10 protein-coding genes are annotated in these 10,651 nt (G+C 54.9%); 7 read left to right on the top strand and 3 right to left on the bottom strand.

Annotated elements, in window-relative coordinates; translation table 11 throughout:
- From AC5DDB_RS28560 to AC5DDB_RS28545, 4 genes are all read left to right on the top strand, one after another.
- Positions 1-501 (top strand): hypothetical protein (locus AC5DDB_RS28560; protein ID WP_491743179.1); only part of this gene is annotated, 501 nt, incomplete at its 5' end.
- 25 nt (positions 502-526) lie between these two features.
- Positions 527-1,729: a hypothetical protein gene (locus AC5DDB_RS28555; protein WP_491743178.1), complete on the top strand. Its 1,203-nt coding sequence runs from the start codon at positions 527-529 to the stop codon at positions 1,727-1,729.
- A 75-nt stretch (positions 1,730-1,804) separates the two neighbouring features.
- Positions 1,805-3,124, top strand: a complete 1,320-nt coding sequence (locus AC5DDB_RS28550; RefSeq protein ID WP_491743177.1) for a nucleotide sugar dehydrogenase — start codon at positions 1,805-1,807, stop codon at positions 3,122-3,124.
- 223 nt (positions 3,125-3,347) lie between these two features.
- Positions 3,348-4,340 carry an ABC transporter substrate-binding protein gene (locus AC5DDB_RS28545; RefSeq protein ID WP_491743176.1) on the top strand — a complete coding sequence of 331 codons (993 nt, stop codon included), beginning with the start codon at positions 3,348-3,350 and terminating at the stop codon, positions 4,338-4,340.
- 5 nt (positions 4,341-4,345) lie between these two features.
- Here AC5DDB_RS28545 and AC5DDB_RS28540 read toward each other — a convergent pair whose 3' ends face one another.
- Positions 4,346-5,407 carry a sensor histidine kinase gene (locus AC5DDB_RS28540; RefSeq protein WP_491743175.1) on the bottom strand — a complete coding sequence of 354 codons (1,062 nt, stop codon included), beginning with the start codon at positions 5,405-5,407 and terminating at the stop codon, positions 4,346-4,348.
- Between the two features lie 87 nt (positions 5,408-5,494).
- Complete coding sequence (locus tag AC5DDB_RS28535) at positions 5,495-7,243, bottom strand: MFS transporter (RefSeq protein ID WP_491743174.1); 1,749 nt, start codon at positions 7,241-7,243, stop codon at positions 5,495-5,497.
- Between the two features lie 390 nt (positions 7,244-7,633).
- On the opposite strand from AC5DDB_RS28535, the gene AC5DDB_RS28530 reads away from it, so the two are divergent.
- A complete protein-coding gene (locus tag AC5DDB_RS28530; protein ID WP_491743173.1) occupies positions 7,634-8,812 on the top strand; it encodes an SGNH/GDSL hydrolase family protein in 1,179 nt (392 codons plus the stop codon).
- Positions 8,813-8,865: 53 nt separating this feature from the next.
- On the opposite strand, the gene AC5DDB_RS28525 is transcribed toward AC5DDB_RS28530, so the two are convergent.
- Positions 8,866-9,546 carry a zinc metallopeptidase gene (locus tag AC5DDB_RS28525; RefSeq protein ID WP_491743172.1) on the bottom strand — a complete coding sequence of 227 codons (681 nt, stop codon included), beginning with the start codon at positions 9,544-9,546 and terminating at the stop codon, positions 8,866-8,868.
- 260 nt (positions 9,547-9,806) lie between these two features.
- On the opposite strand from AC5DDB_RS28525, the gene AC5DDB_RS28520 reads away from it, so the two are divergent.
- Together AC5DDB_RS28520 and AC5DDB_RS28515 are read left to right on the top strand one after the other, a co-directional pair.
- Positions 9,807-10,292, top strand: coding sequence for a hypothetical protein (locus AC5DDB_RS28520; RefSeq protein ID WP_491743171.1), 486 nt, complete (start codon positions 9,807-9,809; stop codon positions 10,290-10,292).
- Positions 10,289-10,651 carry a hypothetical protein gene (locus AC5DDB_RS28515; protein ID WP_491743170.1) on the top strand — a complete coding sequence of 121 codons (363 nt, stop codon included), beginning with the start codon at positions 10,289-10,291 and terminating at the stop codon, positions 10,649-10,651. The genes AC5DDB_RS28520 and AC5DDB_RS28515 overlap by 4 nt, the downstream gene beginning before the upstream one ends.

Raw genomic sequence — 10,651 nt, 5'->3', positions numbered from 1 at the left:
CTCATCGTTTGGCTGGCGTTCACGTTTTCGCCGCTCAGCATGTTTGTGTTGGGGGGGAATGCCCGAGCCGATTCAGCCTTGTATCACAGTGACACTCCGCTTGGTGTGACCGAATTCCTTCGCAACAACCCGCCAACCGGTTTAGTGGCCGGTCCCCAGTGGTGGGGGGACTGGTTAGCGTGGGACGGGCCGGAAGACATCCAATTGATGATGACGACCAACGCAGTTCACGTCGCTCCCCCGCAAGTTTGGCAAGATTACCTGCGTGTCGCCAACGGGGATGCCGGACTGACGCGTCGATTGGATAAGTATCGAATTAACACGCTCGTCGTGCACAAAGAGCTTCAACAGGGACTTGATCGCGCGGTTCGTCGTCTGCCTGGTTGGACGCTTGTGTATGAAGACGACTTGGCGTTCGTCGCCGTTCGTGGTGGAGAAAAAACGCCCGAACCCGACTTCATCCCCGCGATTCCCACGCCAGCCGTCGCCGAGAAACCTTAATTCTCAGTTCGAAAGTCTTGAGTTGATGTCTGAATCAGAGCAATCGAAGTCTGCAATCAGTCGCCGCACGATCGCGTTTGCTGTCGTGCAGACTGTGTTTTTAGTGGGTGTCGGTGCGTTGGCGGCTTGGCGATATCAAGAATTGACCAAGCCGAGTTTGCCCCCGGTTCCCCGAAATGAGCCGCTGCGATTTACCCCAAGGTACGATCGTCCCGAAGTTGTATCTAGCGAGCAACTCCAACGTGTGCTGCAATTGCTGGAACCTCGATTCCGCGGTCGGAATCCGCAAATTAATCACGTCGACCATGCATTGCGGTTTTGGGGAGTGGAGTCGGTGTTTAGCGACCCACGTAGCCTCTCTGGAATTGAGATGCGTGAGTTGTTGCTCGATCATCGTCGCTTTGCAGCCGCTTGGGGTGACGAACAGAAACCGTTTCTCGTTCCGGACACCACCGGGGATGGTCTGAAGTTCCGTACGATGGAAGGTAAAGCGTCGGCGAGTCACGTCGATCATACTCTCGCCGGTTTGGCGGAAGTCGGCACGCCATTGGATTTCCCCGTGATCACCCCGAAGGGCGAAACAACGCTACGGGCGGGATTGGCTCAATCGCTCGATCAGTTCAGCTTGAATCAGGTTGAATATGAATGGTCGACGCTTGCGTATTTGCACTATCTTCCGCATGCGAAGAGCTTTCGGACTCAGGAAGGGCAAGAAATCACGTGGGATCGGTTAGCCGATCGCCTGATGCGACAACGGCTCGCACAAGGTGTGTGTTTCGGGAACCATCGGCTGCACGCATTGGCGTTGATGTTGCAGGCGGATGAGGAGTTCGAGTTGTTGAGTGAAACCGGTCGTGCCAAGGTCATCGCTCATCTTCAAGACGTCACACGTCGGCTCGTCGAAACACAATCGCCGGAAGGTTATTGGGACGGCGGTTGGCCCGGCGAGGAAGTTGACGGTCCGCAACCCGAAGGTGTGAGTTCGCCGATGGGGGTGCAGGCAGATCGACTCTTGGCGACGGGTCATGCTCTCGAATGGTGGGCGTTTGCGCCACCGGAATGTTTGCCGCCTGCGGAGGTTATCGAGCGAGCAGGGCAATGGTTGGTGCAGGGCGTCGAGGAGTTAACTCCATCGCAGCTCAGTCGATCTTACCCGTTTCTGACACACGTCGGTCGTGCGTTGGCGTTGTGGCGTGGACAGTTTCCGGCGGATGTCTATCGGCCATAATCTTGACCGTCCCGTATAACCGGCGTTAGCATCGCCCGCTGTTGCCGTTTCAAAGACTCATCAGCAGGGACGAAGATGTCACACGATCTCGCCGCGAAAATTGCCGACCGATCCGCCCTCGTTGGTGTGATTGGTTTGGGCTATGTCGGGCTGCCGCTTATCCATGCCTTCACATCGGCGGGCTTTCGCTGCATTGGCTATGATGTCGATCAGCACAAGGTCGACCAACTGGTTGCCGGCAAGAGTTATATCAAGCATATTCCGTCGGAAACCGTGGCGACTTGGATCGAGAACAAGGAACTCGACCCAACCGCTGACATGTCTCGTCTGGGTGAAGCCGATGTGCTGTTGATTTGTGTGCCGACTCCGCTCAATGAGGCACGCGACCCGGATCTTCGCTACGTCGAGGGCACCACGCGAGCCATTGCCAAGACGTTGCGTCCCGGTCAACTGGTCGTGCTTGAGAGTACGACTTATCCGACGACAACTCGCGATGTCGTCCTGCCGATCCTAGAAGAAAGTGGTTTATCCATCGGTAGCGACTTCTTCCTGGCGTACAGTCCCGAACGCGAAGACCCTGGCAACCCGCAGTACAGCGCGAAGAACATTCCGAAAGTTGTCGGGGGAATCGACGAGCAAAGCGGCGAATTAGCTGCTGCGTTGTATCGACACGCGATCGTCGAGGTTGTGCCGGTCTCCAGCCCGGAGGCAGCGGAAGCGTGTAAGATTCTGGAAAACACGTATCGAGCGGTCAACATTGCGTTGGTCAACGAGTTGAAGGTGCTCTTCGACCGTATGGGGCTTGATGTCTGGGAAGTGATCGACGCGGCAAAAACGAAACCGTTTGGCTTTCAGGCGTTCTATCCGGGACCGGGATTGGGCGGGCACTGTATCCCAATCGATCCCTTCTATCTCACCTGGCTCGCCCGCAAGCAGGGATTGTCCACGCGTTTCATCGAACTCGCCGGCGAAGTGAATCGGACCATGCCGGAATACGTAATTCTCCGTCTAGCCGAGTTTCTAAACGATGTCGGCAAACCCATCCGTGACAGTAAAATTTGCCTGCTTGGAATGGCGTATAAGAAAGATGTGGACGACCCGCGGGAAAGTCCGTCGTTCGAACTCCTCGAATTGCTCATCGCACGCGGAGCGGATGTCAGTTACAACGATCCACATATTCCGAAGCTCCCCCGCATGCGACATTACAATGTTCCGGAAATGACCAGCCAAGAACTCACCCCGGAGTTTCTGGCGAAGCAAGACTGCGTGTTGATTGCGACCGACCATTCCGCTTACGATTACGCACACATCGTTCAGCATGCGTCGCTCGTCCTGGATACTCGCAATGCCACCAAGTCGGTGACTGAAGGACGAGACAAAATTCGCAAAGCCTAGTCACTTATCAAAAATTGACAGACGAAGTTTTCGAAAATCGTCGTCCGCCATATTTGCTCCGGGAGGAACGAAGATGGAGGATCGCGGATCGAATCGGAAAACGTGCGGATGCATCGCTATCCTCCATCTTTCATTCTCAATCCTCGAAAACGAAGTTCGAACATCTTCATTTTCTAGCACGTAGCTTCAACTCCTATTCCCCATACGATCGAAAGATGCCGCCATGCACTTGCGCTTACTCATGGTTCTGCTAATTCTTTGTGGTTTCGGTTGCTCATCGAAGTCCGACACGGACGAAGCGGCCGAGGGTGGTACGAAGAAGTACCGCATTGCCGTCATCCCGAAGGGAACCAGTCACGACTTTTGGAAGTCCGTGCACTTTGGGGCCGAGAAGGCTGCGAAAGAATTGGGGAATGTCAAAATTGTCTGGCAGGGCACGTCTGACGAGACGGACAAGGAAGGTCAGATCAAAATCGTCGATACGTTCGTCGGGCAAAAAGTCGACGGCATCGTCCTCGCACCGATTGATCGAGACGCCTTCGTCCCGGTCGTCAAACGGGCGAAACAACGGGACATTCCGGTAGTGGTCTTTGACAGCGGACTCCAAGATTTGAGCGATGTCGTGAGTTATGTCGCGACGGACAACCTGCGGGGCGGCCGTCTCGCCGGTCAGAAGATGGTCGAGCTGATGGGCGGGAAGGGCGGAGTGATTCTGCTGCGTTATCAAGCCGGTAGCGAAAGCACCGAACAACGTGAAGAAGGTTTTCTCGAAGAAATCGAAGCCGCCAGCAATGTGGCTGTACTTTCCGAGAGTCAGCGTGTGAACTCCGCCGCCGAGGAAGCACTCAAGATCGCCGAGCAATTGTTACGGAACCACAAGGGCAAAGTCACTGGCGTGTTTACGGTTTGCGAACCGAACAACAAAGGCATGCTGCAAGCACTAGAGAATCTACAAATGACCAACGATGTCAAGTTCATCGCGTTTGATTCCGATCCGCGAATCGTCGAGGGCCTGAAGAACGGTTCTGTCGACGGCGTGATTCTGCAAGACCCTGTCAACATGGGCTACCTTGCCGTCAAAACGATGGTCGCCAAATTGGAGGGTGAGGAAGTCGAAGATCGAATCGACACCGGCGTGTATCTCGTCACGCCGGAAAACATGAACGAGGAAAAGTTCCAGAAACTGCTTGAACCGGATCAGTTCGAGACGAAATAACGCGATCAAACAAGGACAGGGAGTGTAATCACGAAGTTCGCTCCCTCGTCTGACTTCTCCAGCGTCATGATGCCACCGTGTGCCTCAACGATTCGCTGACTAATCGACAGGCCAAGCCCAGTGCCCTTCGATTTGGTGGTAAAGAACGGTTCAAAAACCCGCGATTGAATTTCTGGTGGTAACCCGGGACCGTTATCCTGAACAGAGACAATCACAGCCCGCTGGCCTTCAAAGCGACTGAAACTGGTGGTCAGCGTCAACACAACGGGATCGCTACCGGCGGCAATTGCGTTTTCGAATAAGTTGCGAAAGACCTGCTCGATCCGGAAGGAATCGACGTTGCACTCAATGGGGTTCCCGGGACTCGTAACCAGCTCGATTGCCCGATTGGGATGGGCCCGTTGAATGGATTCCCATGCCCGTTGCCAAATCTCGTGGAGATTGACTTTCACGAGATTCAACGTGATAGGGGCGGCAAACGATCGCACATCTTCAAACAACACCTGCAGCCGATTCGCGCTCGTTTGGATGGAGTTGAGCGTACTTCGAACTTCGGGCTGATCGGACGTCTGTTTCTTGAGCAAGGCCATGCCGACTTGAATTGTGTTCAATTCGTTTCGGCTTTCGTGGGAGAGCACCGCAAGCGTTTCACCGATGGCCGCTAGACGTTCAATTCGGAAGGATCGCTGTCTGGCAGACTGAAGTTCTTCGGTTCGCTTGGCGAGTTGAAGACCGAGTACCGCGATCGTCCACTGAGCCAACAGTGCAATAAAACGGTTCTCCAGCCCTAGCCAGAACGTCGTCGTTCCGGTCGGCCAGGGGATTGTGAAGCCCACGATCGTGCATATCGTGGTGACGATGGCGGCAATGACGACGCTACGCCGCTCTGGCAACCATAACGCCAAGAACACGACGGTGATATAGGGCACCCCCGCTGCAACACCGAGCGGAAAGACCAAGTCCAGCAAAAAGACGATCACTGTCAGGATAACCATCGCCATCCAAGTGACGCGGCTACGAGTTTCTGTGACCTGTTCTTTTGGGGGACTTGGTTGCGTTGAACTCAAACTGGAGGCTCGCAAAAGACTCGAGGGCGGTATCAGACACACCCTCGAGATAAATTCAATTTCAAACAGTTCCAGCGTCTACTGGCCCTACATATCCGCCGGTCCTTCGACGCCGCCGGTGAATTCCGCATCATGGGCAGCGTGTCCGGTGAGGACTTCCGCCTGGTATCCACCACGACTCTTGAAGTAACCGATCAGAATAAGATACGCAACCAGCATGATGATCGGGAAGGTCGTCATGTCAGCCAAAGAGCGTTGATTCGCCTTTTCGCGAACGATGGCAATCTCTTCTTTCGTCTCCTCGTCGGCGTTTTCATCGAGAACTGCGTCGAGTTCCTTATCGGAGATCTGGGTGAACTTGATGATCTCGTAGACGCTGCCTTCCGATGTCGTCGTCAGCTTGCCGTCTTCGACCAGGCCAGGAACTTTCTGAGCGGCTTCGGAAGCACTTACCGCTTCGATTTGGTTCTCGGCTTGCAAAGCCCCAATGTACGGGAAGCCGAGCGTTCCCACTGCGAGCATGCCGATGCCGCTGATGGCGTTGAGAGTCAATGCACCACCTCGCGGCGTTTGCTCAGCGACGACCCCCAGCATCGTGGGCCAGAAGAATGTTTTTCCGAAGGCGTACAGCGTTGCAGCCGCAAAAATGATGGCGGCTTCGGCAATCGACAGCCAATACAAACCAGCAATCGCCAACACGCAGCTGCCGCAGAGAAGCCCCAGCGGCGAAAGCGTGTGCACAATCGGACCAGCGAAGAATCGCAAGACCATCATGATCGCGGAGGTGTAAATCAACACCCAACCAGGATGCATCGAGTACGGCTTGCCGTTGATCGTGAGGACGTTGTCCATTCCGCCAGCGGCTTCGACGTCCGCCGGGCTCATTTCGAAGGTGCCTTCCATAATCCCGGTGATCCAACCATCGGTTCCGATTTCCGTCGTCGCCAATGGCATCATGATCAGCACAAGGAAGAACAACAGCAGTCGGCCGACAGCTTGGGTGTAGAGTCCGAAGCCGACGACGATCGCCACGCCGATTCCCACAAATGTGTACTTCAGGCTATCAGAAATCGCGACGGTACCACCCACGGTGGCGAAGTCGATCAGTTGGAGGGTAACCAGAAGCCCGACAACCATCGCACCGAGAATTCCGAACTCGGCGAGCATGTCTTTGTAGGTCACGCCAGAAGCCACGCGTTCTTGCGCGGGGAAGGTTCGGGTGATGAGCATCAAGAAGTACACCAACGCCGGGGCGGCGATGATGCCCACTTTGTAACCCCACGCTAAGTCGCCCATGAAGATCACGATGATCCCGGCGATCACCAATCCGCCTGGCCAACCGGCATGAAGAATGTTCAACCATTTGGTTTTCTCGCGGTTGAACATCGTCGCCACCACGGGATTGATAAAGGCTTCCACAGTTCCGTTGGCCAAACCGAGAATCAGACTGCCCCAGTACAGCAACGCGAACGCCGTTTCTTTGTCAGGACTTTCGCCGGTGGACAGCGTGAATGCATACACGCCCATGCAGGCCCAGATAAGGTGCCCCAGGAACGCCATGATCATCGCGACTTTGTAGCCGATTTTGTCGATGAATAAGCTAAAACCAATGATACTGACCGCAAACGGCCAAATCCCGATCCCGGCCAAACGACCGACTTGGGCCTTGTCCAAACCAAATTCGGTTTCCCATTCACCTAGCAGAAACATCCGAGTGATGAACCCGAAAGCGGTGGTGATCAAGGCGATAAAACAGCCCCAGAACAGGGTGTAATCGGGTTCTTTGGTGGCCACCGATGGGGTGGGCGAAGCCGCGGCGCTTCCGGCATCGGACATGGCAAAATTCTCCTCAGGAGGTCAATCGGGATGAGTGAAAGCCGGATCACACGCATGACGAGCGTCCCGCGGACCCGGATGGTTGGCGAGCATCCTACACCGAATGCCGAGCGCTTTCCATCATTCGGCTGTACCGAAACCAACCGCTGACCAGGGAAAAACGATGGATTGACCAGATTTTTCCGTCGTGTGCGGAAAAACCACTACAAATTGTGAGGCTTAAAAGCCAATCTTTCGGATCCTGGGCTCGAATCAGGAATTGTTTCGCTTCTTGTACTTCTCTGAGCTAAACTTTAGGTAACCTCCCAAGGCGTTTCCCCCGCCTTGCCGTTTCGGCCTGTGTGTCGGAAAGCCGAAACTCGGCCTGCCAAAATCAAGAAGGAGTGGTTCATGCCGTGGCGTTCCTACTCGGCGTCCTCGTTTCCGTTGGCTCGCAGTTCACGCACTCGCCGACGCTTGCTACTGATTCCCGACTTCGGTGTCGTTCCTCATCCGGAATTGGAAGTCGAAGACGATGACGACTCCATCGCCGATGAGGAAACCCTCGATCGCTTCTGGGCCGGTCACGATTCCGAAGAATTCGACGATGACAATCTCGAAACGCTCGCGACCGATGAATTCATCGATATTCGTGCGTTCGCCGATGAGGTCTTCGAACCGTCCGAACATCGCAACGAACAGCTGCAAAGCGGGTTGGCGAGCGATAGCGTGCTCGATGATGCCGAGAGCATTCATCATTCTCCTAGAGACGACAACCCGCAAATTTTCGACCTCTTGGAAGAGCAAGCCAAACGGTCTGGCGGACAATCGCAAATCCTGCGATGGGACGACCTCGCCGAGGAACTCCAGTCAAACGCATTCCCTGTCGAAGACAGCGACAACGCTCAGCCCCGGTTCCCATCTTGGTATGTTCCGACTTTCCGGACCTTGAAACGTTTGGTCGACGATGCCAAACCAGTCACCTGGGTCTTCACGGGAGATCGGCTTTGTGAAGGCGAATTCTCCGCCGGTTGGCAAGACTACTCCGAACAATTCGGCGAGCGAGTTCGTCGAGAGATGGGACGTTCGCAAGACGTGGTGATCACGACGAGTACGGTCGGCGGAACCATCGACGAGTTACTTGCGAACCTGCAGTTTCGTGTGTTTCGCTTCCGCCCGGAAGTGGTCACGCTGATGGTCGGTTATGGGGATTGTCGACGGGGACGTAGCCAACTCGACGAATTTCGCGGGTCATTGACCGAGGTCATCGGCAAAATCCGTGAACGGGGTTCCGCGGTTGTGTTACAAACGCCCCCACGTTTCGACCACTCCGCATTTCCGGAGTTCGCATCAATTCGATCCTACGTGCGAGTCGTGCGGGAAGTGGCTCAGAAATTGAATATCCCCTGCGTCGACCACTGGCGACACTGGAAAGACATCGCGGCAGAAACACACGGCAGACCTGAATGGCGAAGTGAGGATGGTCGATCACCGAATCGTGCCGGTCATCGAGAAATGGCCCGATTGATCTTCAAACGCTTCGGCATTTACGATGAGTCCAGCCCGTTGTGCGCGAGTCATATGGAATAAAAACACCGCCCGCGATAGGAAATCGCGGGCGGTGTTTGGCTATCGACTGCTGTTTAGTCGTCCGACCCACCGGTGAACCGCACGATATAATAGAGCAGAATTAGCACACTCTGTAACGTCGCAGCCACATACGTCCAACCGGCTGCATTTAGCACTTTTCTCACCGCAACCGCTCCGGCGTCATCCACGATCTGGTAATCGGTCAAGATTTTCTTCGCTCGATTGCTGGCATCGAACTCCACCGGCAAATTGACGACTTGGAAGAACACAACGCCAGCGTAGGCAATGATTCCAAGCAGAATTAACCCGGCACTCTGCATCGCTGCACCGATCATGATCAAGATGATCGACGCTGTCGGACCAACCATGGCCGCAGGAACCGCCAAATTTCGGATCATGAGCGGCGCATAATTCTTCGCATCCTGCAATGCGTGCCCCGCTTCGTGAGCCGCAATTCCGACGGCCGCTGCAGATCGACTGTTGAACACGTCCGGACTCAGTCGCAAAACTTTTGCCCGCGGGTCGTAATGGTCAGAGAGTTGGCCCGGTGTCTGCTCGATACCGACGTTATGGAGACCAGCTTGGTCCAAAATGTACCGGGCTGCTGCCGCACCGGTCAGCCGGGCATCCACTTGCATCGCCGCGTGATAGGTCGACTTGATACGGAACTGCGCCCAGATCATCAGTAAGACGGCAGGGGCGATGAAGATGAAATAGAGGGGGTCGAAAAACATGATGAGGAACTCCTCAGCTCCTAATTTTCTCGGTGCTTGTCTGGATTGTTCTACGTATTTTTGGTCGTTTGTGTGGGCATAATATCCTTCACACGTCCTGGAATACGTAGCTTCGAGCCATTTGGATCTCAGCCGTCGATTTTTTTTGACTGGGTACGCTGACCAAATCAACTCGAATTCGCTGTCATTGTCGCAATTTCTGTACCGGGTTGTTATTGTCGTAGCACGCTCAATTTCGGTCGCCTGCAAGGATTGTTTCGTTGACGGCTGAGCCCGATTACACCTGGACAATTCACCCCGCCCGCGAACAACCGTGGACCACGGTTGCCGTGCTTGGTTCGCTCCTCGTCTGTTCCTATTCCATCGCCGTTTGGGGCGGTCACTGGGCATGGGGCATATTTGCCGCCACCGTGTTCGCGTGGACGTTGCAACAGTTCTGGTGGCCGACGAACTACGTCATCGACCGCGACGGTTTACACATCCGCATGGGTCTGGCCGATACCTCTGTCACTTGGTCGGAAGTCGTTCGATTGACTGTCGATGAACACGGCGGACTCGTTCGTTTGCAGCGTCAGCAACGTCGATTCTTGGAACCGCGAGAACTCACGCTTCGGTTTGCGGGAAATCGAACCGCTCTTGTGGAATCTGTTCGTCGGTTGGCTCCTGAAGTCGCTATCGAAGATCGCCAGCAAATTGCCAATGCCGGTCAGGTTTCTTCGCAGATCGAGGAAGGAACCATCGCATGAAACCCCGTATTCCCGAATGGCTGCGACACGCGTTTGCCGTGGAAAAGGCCGAGGATTTCGAACCGACTCCCGAACAACGGGAACTTGTCGAGAAGTTGATTCACGAAGTTCGACGACGACACCTGGTCGCACCGGCGCTCGTCACCTTGGAGATGTCTCGACCGCTCAATTTCCTGAGTTCGCAAGCACTGCATTTCTTCAACCCGATGATCAGTGCTATCACGAATTCCAAGTCGTCCGCACACCTCGCTGAAATGCTCGAACACCGCGGCTCCATCGAATACTTAATCCAAGAGCTTGAAAACGCGGAGCGAGAACCGGTAGCCGCTGACAACCCACAACGGACCACTGACAACTAA

The sequence above is a fragment of the Thalassoroseus sp. genome, from assembly GCF_984380535.1.
Note: the sequence above shows the minus strand (reverse complement) of the source record. Positions and strands in the feature narration are given on the sequence as shown.

What these genes read in the sequence shown, in the direction of transcription:
- AC5DDB_RS28555 (WP_491743178.1), top strand. Translation starts at nt 527, where the DNA reads ATGTCTGAATCAGAGCAATCGAAGTCTGCAATCAGTCGCCGCACGATC.
- AC5DDB_RS28550 (WP_491743177.1), top strand. Translation starts at nt 1,805, where the DNA reads ATGTCACACGATCTCGCCGCGAAAATTGCCGACCGATCCGCCCTCGTT.
- AC5DDB_RS28545 (WP_491743176.1), top strand. Translation starts at nt 3,348, where the DNA reads ATGCACTTGCGCTTACTCATGGTTCTGCTAATTCTTTGTGGTTTCGGT.
- AC5DDB_RS28535 (WP_491743174.1), bottom strand. Translation starts at nt 7,243, where the DNA reads ATGTCCGATGCCGGAAGCGCCGCGGCTTCGCCCACCCCATCGGTGGCC.
- AC5DDB_RS28530 (WP_491743173.1), top strand. Translation starts at nt 7,634, where the DNA reads ATGCCGTGGCGTTCCTACTCGGCGTCCTCGTTTCCGTTGGCTCGCAGT.
- AC5DDB_RS28525 (WP_491743172.1), bottom strand. Translation starts at nt 9,546, where the DNA reads ATGTTTTTCGACCCCCTCTATTTCATCTTCATCGCCCCTGCCGTCTTA.
- AC5DDB_RS28515 (WP_491743170.1), top strand. Translation starts at nt 10,289, where the DNA reads ATGAAACCCCGTATTCCCGAATGGCTGCGACACGCGTTTGCCGTGGAA.